Origin of the sequence: Kitasatospora sp. NPDC097691 (genome assembly GCF_040302665.1) — a bacterium.
In the GTDB taxonomy this organism is placed as follows: Bacteria; Actinomycetota; Actinomycetes; order Streptomycetales; family Streptomycetaceae; genus Kitasatospora.
The window spans coordinates 40722-56980 of sequence record NZ_JBEORY010000035.1; the positions used below are offsets into that span (position 1 = coordinate 40722).

Genomic DNA, 16259 nt, shown 5'->3' on the forward strand with positions numbered 1-16259 from the left:
CTAGGTTCGCGGCCCGGGCCCCCGGATCAGCCCGATTGATGCAATCTCCGGCCGTGGTCATCCGGACGATTCAGCGGCGTCATCCGTGCGGATGACGCCGCTGAGTCCGTTTCAGGCGCTGACGGCCGGCCGCTCGGTCGTGGCGATCGTCGCGGAGCCGACGACGCGGGTGCCGTCGTACAGCACCACCGCCTGACCGGGGGCGATCCCCCGCACCGGGGTGTCCAGCCGGACCCGCAGCTCGCCGTCGACCACCGACGCGGAGACCGGCACCTCCTCGCCGTGGGCGCGCAGCTGGGCCGTGTAGCGGCCGTCCGCCAACGGCTCGGTGCCGCACCAGCGGGGGCGGATGGCGGTGAGCCCGGTCACGTCCAGGCCCTCGACCGGGCCGACCGTCACGGTGTTGTCGACCGGCGAGATGTCCAGCACGTACCGCGGCTTGCCGTCCGCCGCCGGGCGGCCGATCCGCAGGCCCTTGCGCTGGCCGATGGTGAAGCCGTACGCGCCGTCGTGCTCGCCGAGCTTGGTGCCGTCGACGTCGAGGATGTCGCCGGTCGCCGTACCGAGGTGCTTGGCCAGGAAGCCCTGGGTGTCACCGTCCGCGATGAAGCAGATGTCGTGGCTGTCGGGCTTCTTCGCGACCGCCAGGCCCCGACGCTCGGCCTCCGCCCGGATCTCCTCCTTGGTGGTGTCGCCGAGCGGGAAGAGCGAGTGGGCGAGCTGGTCCGCGTCGAGCACACCGAGCACGTACGACTGGTCCTTGGCGCCGTCCACCGCCCGGTGCAGTTCGCGCGAGCCGTCCGGCAGGTCGACGATGCGGGCGTAGTGGCCGGTGCAGACGGCGTCGAAGCCGAGCGCGACCGCCTTGTCCAGCAGCGCGGCGAACTTGATCTTCTCGTTGCAGCGCAGGCACGGGTTGGGCGTGCGCCCGGCGGCGTACTCGGCGACGAAGTCGTCGATGACGTCCTCGCGGAAGCGCTCCGCGAGGTCCCAGACGTAGAACGGGATGCCGATCACGTCGGCGGCCCGCCAGGCGTCCCGGGAGTCCTCGATGGTGCAGCAGCCGCGCGCCCCGGTCCGGAAGGACTGCGGGTTGGCGGACAGCGCCAGGTGGACGCCGGTCACCTCGTGGCCCGCTTCGACGGCGCGGGCGGCGGCGACGGCGGAGTCGACTCCGCCGGACATCGCCGCGAGCACGCGCAGGCGGCCGGTGGACGGAGTGGTCGGGGCACCCGGGAAGTCAGTCATGGTGAGTACAAGCGTACGGGGCCCCCGGCCATGCCCGGCCCCGTACGGAACCCTTTGCCGAACCGGCGGAGCTACCGCCGCACCGACGCCAGCCCGGCGTTGCGCGCCCGCTGGACGACCGGCCCGATGGCCTCCGCGAGCGCCGTGACGTCCTCCCGCACCGAGGTGTGCCCGAGCGAGAACCGCAGCGACGCACGCGCCAGCAGCGGGTCGACGCCCATGGCGAGCAGGACGTGGCTGGGCTGCGGCACCCCGGCCGTGCACGCGGAACCCGTCGAGCACTCGATGCCGGCCGCGTCGAGCAGCATCAGCAGCGCGTCGCCCTCGCAGCCGGGGAAGGAGAAGTGCGCGTTGGCGGGCAGCCGGCCCTCGGGCTTCGGGTCGCCGTTGAGCACCGCGTCGGGCACGGCGGCCAGCACCGCCGAGACCAGTGCGTCCCGGAGCCCGCCGAGCAGCACCGCCTGCTCGTCCCGGTGCGCCACGGCCCAGGCCGCGGCGGCCGCGAAGCCGGCGGCGCCGGGGGCGTCCAGGGTGCCGGAGCGCACGTCGCGCTCCTGGCCGCCGCCGTGCAGCAGCGGTACGGGCTTGGCGCCGCGGGAGAGCAGCAGCGCGCCGATGCCGAACGGACCGCCGATCTTGTGGCCGGTGACGGTGAGTGCGGTGAGCCCCGACTCGGCGAAGGAGACCGGGAGCTGACCGAGCGCCTGCACCGCGTCGGCGTGCATCGGGATGCCGTACTCGGCCGCGACGGCGGCGAGTTCGCGCACCGGCTGGACGGTGCCGACCTCGTTGTTGGCCCACATCACGGTGACCAGCGCCACCGACGCCGGATCCCGCTCGATCGCGGCGCGCAGCGCCTCCGGGTGCACCCGCCCGTCCGCGTCCACCGGCAGGTACTCGACGGACGCGCCCTCGTGCTCGGAGAGCCAGTGCACCGCGTCCAGCACCGCGTGGTGCTCGACGGGACTGCTCAGCACCCGGGTGCGGGCCGGGTCGGCGTCCCGGCGGGCCCAGTAGAGGCCCTTGACCGCCAGGTTGTCGGACTCGGTGCCGCCGCCGGTGAAGACGATCTCGCTCGGCCGGGCGCCCAGCGACTCGGCCAGCGATTCGCGGGACTCCTCGACCACCCGGCGGGCCCGGCGGCCGGCCGCGTGCAGGGCCGAGGCGTTGCCGACCACCCCCAGGTGCGCCGACATCGCGGCGATCGCCTCGGGCAGCATCGGCGTGGTCGCCGCATGGTCCAGGTATGGCATAACCATCCGATTGTAGAGGGCGGCACCGTGCGGCCCTCCAGGCCTGCGCATCGATCCGGCCATCGCGCGTACGGTCCGGCACCGGGCGGACAGTGGTCTGAACCACTTCCGGACGCCCGTGTCCGCACCGGTTTGTACCACTGCGCCCCGAAGCGGTTAGCCTGACGCCACTTCTCAGCCGGATCCACGGGGGACGCCATGACGCAGTCGGTCGACCGCGCGCTGACCCTGCTCGGCGCGCTCGGCGAGGCACCGCTCTCCCTCGACCAGGCCGCGAGCAGCCTAGGGGTGCACAAGTCCACCGCGCTGCGGCTGCTGCGCACCCTGGAAGAGCACGGTTTCGCCCGGCGCCAGCCCGACCTGCGCTACCGGCTCGGCGGCCGGGTGCTGTCGCTGGCCCACCGGGCGCTGGAGGACTTCGACGTCCGGCAGGTGGCCGCGCCGTACCTGGCCGAGCTCAACGCCCGCTGCGGGTTCACCGTCCGGCTCGCCGTGCTGCACGACGGCGAGGTGCTGTACCTGGACGAGGTCGCCGGGCCGTCGGCCGCCGGGCCGTCCCGGATCGGACGCCGGGCCCCGGTGACGGGTACGGCGGTGGGCCGGGTGCTGCTGGCCGGGCTGCCGACGGACGGTGCGCCCGAGGAGCCCGAGCTGGCAGCGGTGCGCCGCCGGGGCTGGGCGGCGGAGTCGGCCGAGCACCGGGAGCCGGTGACCTGCGTGGCCGCGCCGGTCGCGGGCAGCGGCGGGCGGACGGTCGCGGCCTGCGCGCTGAGCGCCCCGGCCGGGCAGGTGCCGCCGGCCGAACTCGCCCGGATGGTGCCGGAACTGCTGTGCACGGCCGAGGCGATCTCGCTCGCGTACGGCGGCTCGCCTACTCCTCGCTGGTGCGAGAACCGTTGCGGTGCCAGGCCCGCGGGGCACGCCAGCCGTACTTCAGGGCGAGCATCCGCAGGCCGAAGGCGGTGAGCGCGGCGGCGGTGCCGGTCACTCCGGTGAGCCGGTCCACGCCGATCAGCAGCGCGACCAGCGCGGAGCCGACCAGGGCCGGGACGGCGTAGATCTCCCGGTCCCAGCGCAGCAGCGAGGGGATCTCGCCGGCCAGCACGTCGCGGATCACGCCGCCGCCGGCCGCGGTGACCATGCCGAGCGCGATCGCCGCGACCGCGCCGAGCCCGTAGTCGTGCGCCTTGGCGGTGCCGGTGACGCAGAACAGTCCGAGCCCGAGGGCGTCCAGGGTCTGCACCGCGCGGTTGATCCGCTCGACCTCGGGGTGCAGGAAGAACACCACCAGCGCGGCGACGAGCGGGGTCACGAAGTAGCCGAGGTTGGTGAAGGCGGCGACCGGGGTCGCCCCGATCACCAGGTCGCGCATCACCCCGCCGCCGAGGGCCGTGACCTCGGCCAGGACGCAGATCCCGAAGATGTCCATGTTCTTGCGGACGGCGAGCAGGCCCCCGGAGAGGGCGAAGACGAAGATGCCGACGAGGTCCAGCGACTGCTGCACGTCGGAGGGGAAGATCTGCGAGGTCACCACACAACTATGACTTGTCCGGAATCCTCCCCTCCGCCTGCGGTCTCAGGTGGAGACCGCCTCCGGTGCCGGCCCGGCGTTCCCCTCGCTGTTCTCCGGGAAGTGGCACGCCACCTGGTGCCCGGACTTCAGCGCCACCAGCGGCGGCTCCTGGACGATGCAGACGTCCTGGGCCTTCCAGCAGCGGGTGCGGAAGCGGCAGCCGCTGGGCGGGTTGATCGGGGAGGGGACGTCGCCGGTGAGCAGGATCCGCTCGCGCCCGGCGCGCTGGCGGCGGCGCGGGTCGGGGACCGGCACCGCGGACATCAGCGCGTTGGTGTACGGGTGCATCGGGGTGCGGTAGAGCGAGTCCCGGTCGGCGATCTCCACGACCTTGCCGAGGTACATCACCGCCACCCGGTCCGAGACGTGCCGGACCACCGAGAGGTCGTGCGCGATGATCAGGTAGGTCAGGCCGAGCTCCTGCTGGAGGTCGTCCAGCAGGTTGACCACCTGCGCCTGGATGGAGACGTCCAGCGCCGAGACCGGCTCGTCCGCGATGATCATCTTCGGCTTCAGCGCGAGCGCCCGGGCGATGCCGATGCGCTGGCGCTGGCCGCCGGAGAACTCGTGCGGGTAGCGGTTGTAGTGCTCGGGGCTGAGACCGCACAGCTCCAGCAGTTCCTGGACGGCCTTCTTGAGCCCGCCCGCCGGCACCGCGTTCTGCAGCTTGAACGGCGCGCCGACGATGGTGCCGACGGTGTGCCGCGGGTTCAGCGAGGAGTACGGGTCCTGGAAGATCATCTGGATGTCGCGGCGGAGCGGCCGCATCGCCCCGACGCTCAGGTGGGTGATGTCGGTGCCCTCGAACTCGATCTTCCCGCCGGTCGGTTCGTCGAGCCGGGTGACCAGTCGGCCCATGGTCGACTTGCCGCAGCCGGACTCGCCGACGACGCCGAGCGTCTCGCCGGCGTTGACGGTGAAGTCGATGCCGTCGACGGCCCGCACCGCGCCGGTCTGGCGCCGCAGCAGCCCGCTGCGGATCGGGAAGTGCCGGGTCAGGCCGGTCACCTTCAGCAGCGGCTCGCGGTCGGAGGCAGGTGCCGGCGACGGGATCGCCGCCGCCTGGCTCGCCTGAGTGTCCGTCATCGGTTCTCTCCAGAAAGGTGGTACGAGGCCGGGCTCACAGCCGGGGCGCGATCTCTTCGGCGAAGATGCGGTGCCGCTCGTCGGCCGGCAGGTGGCAGGCCGCGAAGTGCCCGGGCGCGGCCTCGGCCAGCACCGGGAGCTCGCTCGTGGAGCGCCCGTCGGTCAGGGCGGCGTACGGGCAGCGCGGGTGGAAGGCGCAGCCCGTCGGCACGTTGATCAGGCTGGGCGGGGTGCCCTTGACCGGGACGAGCCGGTCCTGGAGCTCCCGGTCCAGGCGCGGCATCGAGCCCAGCAGGCCCCAGGTGTAGGGGTGTTCGGGCGCGTCGAAGAGGGTCTCGGCCGGGCCGCGCTCGATGCACTTGCCGCCGTACATGACCAGGATGTCGTCGGCCAGTTCGGCGACCACCCCGAGGTCGTGGGTGATGATGATGACGGCGGAGCCGAACTCCTCCTGGAGGTCGCGGATGAGGTCCAGGATCTGCGCCTGGACGGTGACGTCCAGCGCGGTGGTGGGCTCGTCGGCGATCAGCAGCGAGGGGTCGTTGACCAGGGCCATGGCGATCATCGCGCGCTGGCGCATGCCGCCGGAGAACTGGTGCGGGTAGTCGTCCACCCGGCGGTCGGGCTGCGGGATGCCGACGCGGTCGAGCATCTCGATCGCGCGGGCCCGGGCCTGCCTCCTGGTGGCCTCGGGGTGGTGCACCTGGTAGGCCTCGACGATCTGCTGCCCCACCGTGTAGTAGGGGTGCATCGCGGTCAGCGGGTCCTGGAAGATCATCGCCAGTTCGCGGCCGCGCAGTTGGCGTACCCGGTCCGGGCCGGCCGCGATCAGGTCCTCGCCGTTCAGCCGGATCTCGCCGCTGATCCGGGCCCGCTTGGAGCGGTGCAGGCCCATGATGCCCAGCGAGGTGACGGACTTCCCGGAGCCGGACTCGCCGACGATGCCGAGGGTGCGCCCCTTGTGCAGGTCGAAGCTGACACCGTCCACCGAGCGGACCAGGCCGTCGTCGGTGTCGAAGTGGATCCGCAGGTCACGCACGGACAGGAAGGGGTCCCCGGAGGGGGCCTGCGCATCGGCTGCCGTGGTCTTCTGGAGGTCGGTCACGAGAGCCTCACGCGGGGGTCGACGAGGGCGTACAGGAGGTCGACCACGAGGTTGCAGGCGACGATGAAGAAGGCGGCGAGCAGGGTGACGCCGAGGATCTTGGGCAGGTCGTTGTCGGAGATCGCCTGGACGGCGAACTGGCCGACGCCCTGGAGCGAGAAGACCTGCTCGGTGATCAGCGCGCCGCCGAGCAGCAGCCCGAGGTCCATGCCGAAGATGGTGACGATCGGGGTGAGCGCGGCGCGCAGCCCGTGCCGGGTGACGACCTTGCGCTCGACCAGGCCCTTGGCCCGGGCCGTGCGGATGTAGTCCTCGCTCATCGTCTCCAGCATTCCGGCGCGGGTGAGCCGGGCGTAGAGCGCGGAGTAGAGGAAGGCCAGCGAGATCCAGGGGAGGATCAGGTTGCGGGCCCACATCAGCGGGTTGTCCGTGAAGTCGACGTACTGCAGGTTGTCCAGGATCGGCCACTCGTAGCTGAACAACGTGAGCAGCAGCGCGCCGGTGAAGAAGACCGGCAGCGAGACACCGGCGAGGGCGACTCCCATGGAGAGCCGGTCGAAGATCGACCGCGGCTTGAGGGCGGAGACGACACCGGTGGCGACGCCGGAGACCAGCCAGAGCACGGCCGCGCCGATGGCGAGCGAGATGGTGACCGGGATCCGCTTGGACAGCTCGGGCCAGACCTCGAGGTGGTTCTTGAAGGAGTAGCCGAAGCAGGGCACGTGGCAGGTGGCCGGTTCCGGCCCGAACTTGTACTCGGCGCCGCTGACCAGCCCCTTGAGGAAGTTCCAGTACTGGGCGTAGAGCGGCTGGTCGAGGCCGAGGTTCTGCTTGACCGCGGCGATCGCCTCGGGTGAGGGGTTCTTCCCGATGTACTGGGCGGCCAGTTGGTCGGCCGTCTCGCCTGCGACGCGCGGGAGCAGGAAGAAGATCGCGAAGGTGACCGCGCTGACGACCAGCAGCAGTAGCACCGCCGCGAAGATCCTGCGGATGATGTAGGCAAACACAGTTGGGCGGCTCCGGCGGCCCGCCGCCGTCCGGGATCTTCCGGACGGCGGCGGGCGCCGCTGCCTTCACCTGCCTTCAGGGATGCGGAGCCAGGCTCTTACTTGGTGGTGCCGATGTTCAGGTAGTCGTACTCACCCGAGAACGCCGGCGTGGAGGCCAGGTTGGTGGCGTTGTCCGGGCGGTACAGGAAGACCTTGAAGTAGGTCAGCGGGACGATGACCGCCTGGTCCATGACCTTCTTGTCGATGTCGCCGTAGATCTTCTCGCGGGCCGCCTTGTCCGGGTTGACGGCGGCGTCGTCGATCAGCTTGTTGACCGCCGGGTCGTCCAGCTGGGACAGGTTGCTGTTGCCGGAGGGCTTGATCGCGCGGCCGTCGACGATCTGCTGCAGGAAGCCGTAGCCGGTCGGCCAGTCGGCGCCCCACTGCATCATCATCAGACCGATGTTGTGGTCCTGGGTGAACTGCGGCGCACCGGCGCTGTCGGTCAGGTACTTGCCCTGCGGGTACTGCTGGATCTCGGCGTTGATGCCGACCTTCTTCAGCGCGGCCTGGATCGAGGTGGCGGCGGCGACCTCGGTGGCGCGCTCGGTGCGGGCCGAGATGACGGTGTTGATGCTGTCCTTGCCGCAGGCCTTCAGGGCGTCCTTGGCCTTGGCCTCGTCACCCTTGTTGTCCTTGGTCTCGAACTGGTTGAAGTCCTGGTGGCCCGGAATGTCCGGCGGGAGCACCGTGTTGGCGATCTGGCCGCGGATCGGGCCGCCCTCGGCGGTCTGCACCGAGACCTTGTCGATCGCGAACTGGACGGCCTTGCGGCAGTCGACGTTGTCGAACGGCGCGACCTTGGAGTTGATCGCCAGGTAGACCAGACGGCCGCCGTAGGCGTTGTCGGTGCTGGCCTTCAGCTTCGGGTTCTGCAGGATCTGCGCCTGGGTCTGCGGGTCGACGCCGCCGCCCACCAGGTCGACCTGGGCGTTGCCGGCCAGCAGGTCCTTGTCGATGGTGGCCTGGTCGATGTTCATCTTGAGCACGATCTTCTCCGGCAGCTGCTTCCGGATCGGGTCGGTGCTCTTGTCCCAGTTGGTGTTGGGCACCAGGACGGCCTGCTTGCCGTCCTCGTAGGACTCGAACTTGAAGGAGCCCGAGGACACGATGTGCTTCACGTAGTCGGCACCGGTGTCCTTGGCCTGCGGGACCGGCGCGGTCTGCGGGGCGCTGACCAGGTAGTCGAAGTCCGCGAACGGGTGCTTCAGGTGGAAGACGATCGTGGTGTCGTCCGGCGTCTCGATCGAGTTCAGGCCGCCGGCCTTGTCCTTGTACGGGCCCGCGTACGGCGTGTCGTTGTCGACCAGCAGGTCGTGGAAGTAGGTCGGGCCGTTGGAGTTCACGTCCGGCGCGAAGTTGGAGCGCTCGACGGCGTACTTGACGTCCTTCGAGCTGATCGGGGTGCCGTCGTCGTACTTCAGGCCCTGGCGCAGCTTGTACGTCCAGGTCAGGCCGTCCGCGCTGGGCTGGCCCATCGACTCGGCGAGGTCCGGGACGAGCTTGTTGCCGTCCTCGCCCGCGGCCGGGTTGAAGGTGGTCAGCGGACGGGCGTACAGGCGCGAGAAGTTGTAGATGTACGCGTAGTACGTGTTGCCCGGGTCGAGCGAGTCCGGGGTGCCCTTCATCTCGTAGGTGACCGTCCCGCCCTTCTTGTCCGAGGCGTTGACGATGTTCTTGGTGGCCGCGTTGGCTCCGCCGCCGCCCGAGGCGGAGGACGAGTTGTCGTCGCTCTTCTTCGGCGAACTGGAGCAGCCGGTGACGACCAGGACCGCGGCGGCGGCAGCCGCGGTCAGGGCGACGGTACGGGACCTACGCATGGGAGAGATCAACCCCTTGAGGATGTGGAGGAGATGGAGGGTCCTGACGCGCAGTCAGTTGCTCAGGGTCAGTTGCTCTTGGGATCGAGGGCGTCGCGCAGCCCGTCGCCGAGCAGGTTGAAGGCGAGCACGGTGATGAAGATCGCCACACCGGGGACCACCATGTACTGGGGGTCCACCTGGTAGTACCGGATCGCGTCCTGGAGCATCCCGCCCCAGGAGGCCTGCGGAGGCTGGATGCCGACGCCGAGGAAGCTCAGCCCGGCCTCGAAGAGGATGTTGGTCGGGATCAGCAGGGTCGAGTAGACCAGGATCGGACCGACCAGGTTGGGCAGCAGCTCCTTGAACAGGATGAACGGGCCGCGGGCGCCGAGGCTGCGGGCCGCGTGCACGAACTCCCGCTCGCGCAGCGAGAGCGTCTGTCCGCGCACGATCCGGCCCATGTAGGGCCAGTTGAAGAAGCCGATCACGAAGATCAGCACCATGATGTGCAGCGGCAGGCCGTGCAGGCCGAACGCACCGCCCTGCAGCGAGGTCGAGATCGCGATCGCGAACAGCAGCAGCGGGAAGGCCAGGAAGACGTCCATGACCCGGCTGATCAGCGTGTCCACCCAGCCGCCGTAGTAGCCGGCCATGATGCCGAGCACGGTGCCGATGGTGTTGGACAGCACGGTCGCGCCGAAGGCGACCAGCAGGGAGACCCAGGAGCCCTCGATCACGCGGGTGAGCAGGTCCCGGCCCTGCAGCGGGTCGATGCCGAGCGGGTGGTCCCCGCTCATGCCGCCCCAGTCGCCGAGCGGCAGACCGCCGAGGTCGGCGTCCAGCAGGTCCTGGTGGAGGGCGTCCGGGTCGAGCCCGAACATCGACTCGATCGGCTTGGCCAGCACGGCGAGCAGGATCAGCAGGATCACCACGACGCCGCCGATGACGGCGGCCTTGTCGCGCTTGAAGCGCGTCCAGGCGATCTGGCCGAGGGAGCGGCCCTCGATCTTCTTGGCCGGGCTCTCGGCGGCAGGTGCCTCGGGCTCGTTCCCGGCGGTGGTCACGGATGCGGTCATGGTCAGTTGGTCCCCTCGCCGACGGTGGCCGGCCCACGGGTGCCGGTCGCCGGCTTCGGCGGTGCGGCTGCGGACGTGCGAAAGCTGTAGGAGGAGCGGGGTGTTCGCGACAGTGCTTCGTGCACGGGCACTGCCGCCACGCGGGATGGGCTTCGCGTGGACGAGCGGTCGGCGTGCGCGATCACCTTTGTGGGGTTCCAGTACGCGCGGTGCGTTGCGCAGAACTCTCTGCCATGCGAACTCGCTTGCGCCAGCCCTGACAACCGACAGATGCCCAACTGTGATCTGCAGGCATGCACCTCCCCGATCGCCGGCATATACCTCTTCACATGGCCGTAACAGGCATGTCAAGATGACCGGACCTCGCATCCGGAAATTCGTCCGGAAAGCATCGAAGCCGACTTGATGGACAATCAAGTCGGCTTCGCGGCACGGATTTCGGCAAGGGCCGCCCGGTTCCGGCAATCAGCGCCCGGGGTAGCCCGGCCACGGCTGCTGGGGCTGCTGCTGCCAGCCCGGCGCGGGCGGCTGCGTGCCGTACGCCCACCCCGGCGTCGGCTGCCCCGGCATCGACGGCCCCGGGTACGCGGGCGGCGGCACCGGCGGGTACGGACCGGTCGCCGGGCGCCCGGCCTCCCGGTCGAAGAACGGCCGCGAGTTGGCGCGCATCCACAGCGCCACCGGGTCGTACTCGTCCGACATCGCCACCGTGGACACCGCGAGCCCCTCCGGGGCCACCGCGATCGCTCGCTGCATCAGGGCGCGCACCGCCTCCACCGCGGGCGGGGAACTCTCGTACAGGTCCAGGCCGATCGCCAGGTACGGCTCCCCCACCGCCGGCTGCACCCAGGCCCGGCGCAGCGCCCGCACCGCGCGCACCTCAGCGGCCTGCCGCTCCAGCAGGGCGAAGAACGGCTGGGCGTTGACCTGCGGGTCGCTCAGCTTCAGCGGACCGGCCGGCAGCCGGTCCAGGCCCGCGGCGATCCGCCGCAGGTCGGCCCAGGGCACGCCGACACCGCCGCCGGGCGCGTGCGGGTTGAGCCACAGGCCCCAGCGGGTGCGGTACAGCGAGGCGGCGATCTCCCGGCCGGTGATGACCTCGTGGGCCCGCGCCCAGCCGGAGGCGGCGAGCTGCTCGGGCGAGGTGACGGCCGGCGCGTAGCCGTGGCCGCTGATCTCCATGTTCCCGTACTGCGCGTCCGGACTGCCCGGCGTGCCGTGCCAGAGCAGCATCCAGACCCGGCCGTCCGCCAGCGCGTGCAGCAGTCGCTCGTACGCGTCGTAGCGCTCCGGCGCGACCTCGCGCAGGGCGTGCTCCAACACGCCGGGATCCGCTCCCGGGTGCCCGGCCGGGGCCTGGCCCCAGGGCCCCGGCGCCCCGCCCGCTCCCGTTCCCGCACTCATGCGCCCACCTCGCCGCGCCTCTTTCCTCGAACCCGCCGGCCCGTCGGCCGTCTGCACGCACCCTATGGCGCGGCACCGGCCACCGCCACGGCGACGTGCCTGTGATACGAACCCCGCTCACACCCGCGTGTAGAAAGGCATTACCCGCGTGAGCAGCCACTCGACCACCGGGTCGTCGGCGAGGTCGAGCAGTACGAGGTGGACGCCACCCGGCAGCGGCACGGTTCCCAGCGCTTGGCCGAGCGCGTCGTTCACCGCGGCCGGGTCGGCCGGGGCCGCCGGATCCAACTGGACGCCCACGAACATCACGGTCGGCTCGCCCTCGATGCTGGCCAGCGCCCTGCGGGCGGTCAACACCCCGGGAAGGGCGGACAGTTCCGCCCGGCAGGCGGCCAGGAAGTGCTCCGGATCCTCCCCCGGCACCGGCTCGCGCAGCGCCACCCGGCCACCGGTCGGCGCCGCCGGATCCTCCGCGCCCTCCCAGCGGTCCCCGCGCGGACCGCGGCGCAGCTCGGCCACGCCCTGCGGCGGCACGGGGATGCCCACCGCCGCCTCCGGGTTCACCGCGATGCCCACGCCCAGCGGCAGCCCGCGGGCGAACTCCCAGGCCGGCGCGATCGCGAAGGCCATCCCCGGCGCCTGCTGCAGGAACACCTCCTGCGAGGAGAACACCGGCACGTACGGGTCGCCGCCCAGCTCGATGATCGGCAGGTCCAGCGCCTGCCCCTGCGGGTCGGCCCCGGCGGGCAACGGCACCCACACCTGGCTGCGGGCCAGCACCTCGATCACCCGCGGCGTCGCGCCCGGGTCGCCCAGGGCCGCGGTCAGCACCTGCTCCAGCTCGTTGGCCGGCCACGTGCCACCCGCCGGCGCCCCCTCCGGACCGCCCCACCCCTGCTGCTGCTCCACCGGGTATCCCATGCGCCGCCGATTCCGCCCTCTGCCGGTCGGCCGCCCTCTGCTGCGCCGACGCGGAGCAGTCTAGGGCCCGTGTTCGGGACCACGCGGGGTGACCGGGTGCCGTCTCCCCGTGCGACCCGGCCTGTTGTTCCCTTGCGCCCCGGTCCCCTCTTCCCCGTGTGACCGGGTCCCCCCTCCCTTCCCGGTCCGGGACGTGCCATGATGTGCGCGTCCGACGGCATGCGCCGCGGGCTCCACAACTCCATACCGGCCGCTCGAACCCGCGCGGGAGAGCCCGGAGTGCCGCCCCCGTGGTGGCACAGCCGGCGCCGAAGGAGCAAGTCCTCCCCGGAATCTCTCAGGCCCCCCTACCGCACGGGTTAGGCACATCTGGAAAGCGGCGCACGGCCCTGTCGCGCGCCCACCCACGGTGCAAGCCGCCATGCTGTCCCCCAAGCTGGAAACAGCTGCGGGCCGGCGGGCGGTGAAGCTCTCAGGTTCGACGACAGATGGGGAGACCCACGCCGCCGCATGCCCGCGCGCAGGGTCGGCCCCCGAGCGGGTCCGGTCCGGCGCGTGCACCCCTGAGTGCCCCGACCGAGGAGTTCCTGGCCATGTCGTCCCTCCGCCTGACCGCGCTCGACGCGCTGCACCGCGCCCTCGGCGCGACCATGACCGACTTCGCCGGCTGGGACATGCCGCTGCGCTACGGCAGCGAGCGCGAGGAGCACCTCGCCGTCCGCACCAAGGCCGGCCTGTTCGACCTCTCCCACATGGGCGAGATCACCGTCACCGGCCCGCAGGCCGGCGAGATGCTGGACCACGCGCTGGTCGGCTTCGTCTCCGCGCTGGGCGTGCTGCGCGCCCGCTACACCATGATCTGCGCCGAGGACGGCGGCATCCTGGACGACCTGATCGTCTACCGCCTGCGCGAGGACGCCTTCCTGGTCGTCGCCAACGCCTCCAACGCCCAGCTGGTCCTCGACGAGCTGATCGCCCGCGCCAAGGGCTTCGACGCCGTCGTCACCGACGACCGCGACACCTACGCGCTGATCGCCGTCCAGGGCCCGGAGTCGACCGCCATCCTGGCCGACACCACCGACGCCGACCTGCCCGGCCTGAAGTACTACGCGATCCTCCCGGCCCGGGTCGCCGGCCACGACGTGCAGCTGGCCCGCACCGGCTACACCGGCGAGGACGGCTTCGAGATCTTCTGCCGCCCGGCCGACGCCGAGGAGATCTGGCAGGCCCTGACCGCCGCCGGCGAGGGCCGCGGCCTGGTCCCGTGCGGCCTGTCCTGCCGCGACACGCTGCGCCTGGAGGCGGGCATGCCGCTGTACGGGCACGAGCTGTCCACCGACCTCACCCCGTTCGACGCGGGCCTGGGCCGGGTCGTCCGCTTCGACAAGACCACCAACGAGGGCGCCTTCGTCGGCCGCAAGGCGCTGGAGCAGGCCGCCGCCAAGGCCGAGGCCAACCCGCCGCGGGTGCTGGTCGGCCTGGTATCCGAGGGCAAGCGCGTCCCGCGCGCCGAGTACACCGTGGTCTCCGCCGACGGTGCCCCGATCGGCCGGATCACCTCCGGCGCGCCGTCCCCGACGCTGGGGCAGCCGATCGCGATGGCCTACGTCGACGCGGCGCACGCCGCCCCCGGCAGCACCGTCGCGGTGGACGTCCGCGGCAAGCACGAGCCGGTCCGGGTCGTGGCGCTGCCGTTCTACAAGCGCGCCCGCTGACGCCCGTCCGGGCCCCCGTTTTCCCATAGACGCAGGTCGAAGCCGTCCGCGCGGCGGCCCGCTTCGTCGTACCCGCTTCCCATCCTGGAGAATGACGCCATGAGCAACCCCCAGCACCTGCAGTACACCAAGGAGCACGAGTGGCTGACCGCCGCCGAGGACGGTGTCTCGACGATCGGCATCACCAAGCACGCCGCCGACGCGCTCGGTGACATCGTCTACGTGCAGCTGCCCGAGGTCGGCGACACCGTGACCGCCGGCGAGACCTGCGGCGAGCTGGAGTCCACCAAGTCGGTCAGCGACCTGTACTCGCCGGTGACCGGCGAGGTCACCGAGGTCAACCAGGACGTCCTGGACGACAACGGCCTGGTCAACAGCGCCCCGTTCGAGGGCGGCTGGCTGTTCAAGGTGCGCGTGGAGTCCACCGACGAGCTGCTCAGCGCGGACGAGTACACCGCCCTCATCGGCGGCTGAGACCCTGACCGGGGCGGCCGCCGCAGGCGGTCGCCCCGCCCCAGCCGCGGTCCCCTTTCCTCCTCCACCGGGAAGAACACACCATGACGGTTCTCAACCAGTCCCTGCACGCCCTCGACCCGGAGATCGCCGCCGCGGTCGACGCCGAGCTGCACCGCCAGCAGACCACGCTGGAAATGATCGCCTCCGAGAACTTCGCCCCGGTGGCGGTCATGGAGGCCCAGGGCTCGGTGCTCACCAACAAGTACGCCGAGGGCTACCCCGGCCGCCGCTACTACGGCGGCTGCGAGCACGTCGACGTGGTCGAGCAGATCGCGATCGACCGCATCAAGGCCCTGTTCGGCGCCGAGCACGCCAACGTGCAGCCGCACTCCGGCGCCCAGGCCAACGCCGCCGCGATGTTCGCGCTGATCCAGCCGGGCGACACCATCCTGGGCCTGAGCCTGGCCCACGGTGGGCACCTGACCCACGGCATGAAGATCAACTTCTCCGGCAAGCTCTACAACGTGGCCGCGTACCACGTCGACGAGAAGACCGGCCAGGTCGACATGGCCGAGGTCGAGCGCCTCGCCAAGGAGCACCAGCCGAAGCTGATCATCGCGGGCTGGTCCGCCTACCCGCGCCAGCTGGACTTCGCCGAGTTCCGCCGGGTCGCCGACGAGGTCGGCGCGCTGCTCATGGTGGACATGGCGCACTTCGCCGGCCTGGTGGCCGCGGGCCTGCACCCGAACCCGGTGCCCTACGCGGACGTGGTCACCACCACCACCCACAAGACCCTGGGCGGCCCGCGCGGCGGCGTCATCCTGTCCAAGGCCGAGTACGCCAAGAAGATCAACTCCGCGGTCTTCCCCGGCCAGCAGGGCGGCCCGCTGGAGCACGTGATCGCCGGCAAGGCGGTCGCCTTCAAGGTCGCGGCCTCGGAGGAGTTCAAGGAGCGCCAGGAGCGCACCCTGGAGGGTGCGCGCATCCTGGCCGAGCGCCTGCTGCAGGCCGACGTCGCCGAGGCCGGCGCGTCCGTCCTGTCCGGCGGCACCGACGTCCACCTGGTCCTGGTCGACCTGCGCAACAGCCAGCTCGACGGCCAGCAGGCCGAGGACCGCCTGCACGAGGTCGGCATCACCGTCAACCGCAACGCGATCCCGAACGACCCCCGCCCGCCGATGGTCACCTCCGGCCTGCGCATCGGCACCCCGGCCCTGGCCACCCGCGGCTTCCGGGCCGAGGACTTCCGCGAGGTCGCCGACATCATCGCCGAGGCGCTCAAGCCCGCCTTCGACGAGACCGTCGCCGCCACGCTGAAGGCCCGCGTCACCGTGCTGGCCGAGAAGTACCCGCTGTACCCGACCCTGGCCAACCAGGAGTAGTCACCGCCGGCCGGGAGTGGACGACCGGCCGGTGGACAGGGCCCGAGTGACCGGCCTCACCCCGCCGGTGGACATGGGACCCCGGGGCACCGCGCACACTGGACAGTGCGCGCGGTGCCCCGTCACGTGTCAGCCCCCGCCCGCCCAGCAGAAGCAAGCAAGCCCCCCACGCCCCGCCCGCAAGTCCTT

The 16259-nt window shown here is 71.6% G+C and carries 14 protein-coding genes and 1 riboswitch; of the genes, 4 read left to right on the plus strand and 10 right to left on the minus strand.

Annotated features, from left to right (window positions below):
* Positions 1–111 precede the first annotated feature (111 nt).
* Both mnmA and ABTY56_RS23675 read right to left on the minus strand, forming a co-directional pair.
* Positions 112–1248, minus strand: a complete 1137-nt coding sequence (gene mnmA / locus ABTY56_RS23670; protein WP_350630982.1) for a tRNA 2-thiouridine(34) synthase MnmA — start codon at positions 1246–1248, stop codon at positions 112–114.
* Positions 1249–1319: 71 nt separating this feature from the next.
* Complete coding sequence (locus ABTY56_RS23675; protein ID WP_350630983.1) at positions 1320–2501, minus strand: cysteine desulfurase family protein; 1182 nt, start codon at positions 2499–2501, stop codon at positions 1320–1322.
* 198 nt (positions 2502–2699) lie between these two features.
* Between ABTY56_RS23675 and ABTY56_RS23680 the strand changes: the two genes are divergently transcribed.
* Positions 2700–3467: an IclR family transcriptional regulator gene (locus tag ABTY56_RS23680; protein WP_350630984.1), complete on the plus strand. Its 768-nt coding sequence runs from the start codon at positions 2700–2702 to the stop codon at positions 3465–3467.
* Here the strand turns inward: ABTY56_RS23680 and ABTY56_RS23685 are convergent.
* From ABTY56_RS23685 to ABTY56_RS23720, 8 genes are all read right to left on the minus strand, one after another.
* Positions 3373–4032, minus strand: a complete 660-nt coding sequence (locus tag ABTY56_RS23685) for a trimeric intracellular cation channel family protein (protein WP_350630985.1) — start codon at positions 4030–4032, stop codon at positions 3373–3375. The two genes, ABTY56_RS23680 and ABTY56_RS23685, sit on opposite strands and share 95 nt — an antisense overlap.
* 45 nt (positions 4033–4077) lie before the next feature.
* A complete protein-coding gene (locus ABTY56_RS23690; protein ID WP_350630986.1) occupies positions 4078–5160 on the minus strand; it encodes an ABC transporter ATP-binding protein in 1083 nt (360 codons plus the stop codon).
* A gap of 34 nt (positions 5161–5194) precedes the next feature.
* A complete protein-coding gene (locus tag ABTY56_RS23695; protein WP_350630988.1) occupies positions 5195–6265 on the minus strand; it encodes an ABC transporter ATP-binding protein in 1071 nt (356 codons plus the stop codon).
* On the minus strand, positions 6262–7272 hold the full coding sequence (locus tag ABTY56_RS23700; RefSeq protein WP_350630990.1) for an ABC transporter permease: 1011 nt from the start codon (positions 7270–7272) through the stop codon (positions 6262–6264). The genes ABTY56_RS23695 and ABTY56_RS23700 overlap by 4 nt, the downstream gene beginning before the upstream one ends.
* A 98-nt stretch (positions 7273–7370) precedes the next feature.
* Positions 7371–9134, minus strand: coding sequence for an ABC transporter substrate-binding protein (locus ABTY56_RS23705; protein ID WP_350630991.1), 1764 nt, complete (start codon positions 9132–9134; stop codon positions 7371–7373).
* Positions 9135–9202: 68 nt separating this feature from the next.
* On the minus strand, positions 9203–10192 hold the full coding sequence (locus ABTY56_RS23710) for an ABC transporter permease (RefSeq protein WP_350630993.1): 990 nt from the start codon (positions 10190–10192) through the stop codon (positions 9203–9205).
* Positions 10193–10657: 465 nt separating this feature from the next.
* Positions 10658–11596 carry an enhanced serine sensitivity protein SseB C-terminal domain-containing protein gene (locus ABTY56_RS23715; RefSeq protein ID WP_350630995.1) on the minus strand — a complete coding sequence of 313 codons (939 nt, stop codon included), beginning with the start codon at positions 11594–11596 and terminating at the stop codon, positions 10658–10660.
* 117 nt (positions 11597–11713) lie between these two features.
* Positions 11714–12517: an enhanced serine sensitivity protein SseB C-terminal domain-containing protein gene (locus ABTY56_RS23720; protein ID WP_350630996.1), complete on the minus strand. Its 804-nt coding sequence runs from the start codon at positions 12515–12517 to the stop codon at positions 11714–11716.
* A gap of 255 nt (positions 12518–12772) precedes the next feature.
* Positions 12773–12880: riboswitch (glycine riboswitch) on the plus strand.
* Positions 12881–13110: 230 nt separating this feature from the next.
* On the opposite strand from ABTY56_RS23720, the gene gcvT reads away from it, so the two are divergent.
* The 3 genes from gcvT (at position 13111) to glyA (ending at position 16070) form a co-directional block, all read left to right on the plus strand.
* Positions 13111–14232 carry a glycine cleavage system aminomethyltransferase GcvT gene (gene gcvT / locus ABTY56_RS23725; RefSeq protein ID WP_350630997.1) on the plus strand — a complete coding sequence of 374 codons (1122 nt, stop codon included), beginning with the start codon at positions 13111–13113 and terminating at the stop codon, positions 14230–14232.
* 99 nt (positions 14233–14331) lie between these two features.
* A complete protein-coding gene (gene gcvH / locus ABTY56_RS23730) occupies positions 14332–14706 on the plus strand; it encodes a glycine cleavage system protein GcvH (protein WP_350630998.1) in 375 nt (124 codons plus the stop codon).
* Between the two features lie 83 nt (positions 14707–14789).
* Positions 14790–16070 (plus strand): serine hydroxymethyltransferase, encoded by a 1281-nt coding sequence (gene glyA, locus ABTY56_RS23735; RefSeq protein WP_350630999.1) that lies wholly within the window; start codon positions 14790–14792, stop codon positions 16068–16070.
* The last annotated feature ends 189 nt before the right edge of the window (positions 16071–16259 follow it).

Excerpts from the sequence above, each read along its gene's own strand:
- mnmA (WP_350630982.1), bottom strand. The coding sequence starts at position 1,248 with ATGACTGACTTCCCGGGTGCCCCGACCACTCCGTCCACCGGCCGCCTG.
- ABTY56_RS23675 (WP_350630983.1), bottom strand. The coding sequence starts at position 2,501 with ATGCCATACCTGGACCATGCGGCGACCACGCCGATGCTGCCCGAGGCG.
- ABTY56_RS23680 (WP_350630984.1), top strand. The coding sequence starts at position 2,700 with ATGACGCAGTCGGTCGACCGCGCGCTGACCCTGCTCGGCGCGCTCGGC.
- ABTY56_RS23690 (WP_350630986.1), bottom strand. The coding sequence starts at position 5,160 with ATGACGGACACTCAGGCGAGCCAGGCGGCGGCGATCCCGTCGCCGGCA.
- ABTY56_RS23705 (WP_350630991.1), bottom strand. The coding sequence starts at position 9,134 with ATGCGTAGGTCCCGTACCGTCGCCCTGACCGCGGCTGCCGCCGCCGCG.
- ABTY56_RS23710 (WP_350630993.1), bottom strand. The coding sequence starts at position 10,192 with ATGACCGCATCCGTGACCACCGCCGGGAACGAGCCCGAGGCACCTGCC.
- ABTY56_RS23715 (WP_350630995.1), bottom strand. The coding sequence starts at position 11,596 with ATGAGTGCGGGAACGGGAGCGGGCGGGGCGCCGGGGCCCTGGGGCCAG.
- ABTY56_RS23720 (WP_350630996.1), bottom strand. The coding sequence starts at position 12,517 with ATGGGATACCCGGTGGAGCAGCAGCAGGGGTGGGGCGGTCCGGAGGGG.
- gcvT (WP_350630997.1), top strand. The coding sequence starts at position 13,111 with ATGTCGTCCCTCCGCCTGACCGCGCTCGACGCGCTGCACCGCGCCCTC.
- gcvH (WP_350630998.1), top strand. The coding sequence starts at position 14,332 with ATGAGCAACCCCCAGCACCTGCAGTACACCAAGGAGCACGAGTGGCTG.
- glyA (WP_350630999.1), top strand. The coding sequence starts at position 14,790 with ATGACGGTTCTCAACCAGTCCCTGCACGCCCTCGACCCGGAGATCGCC.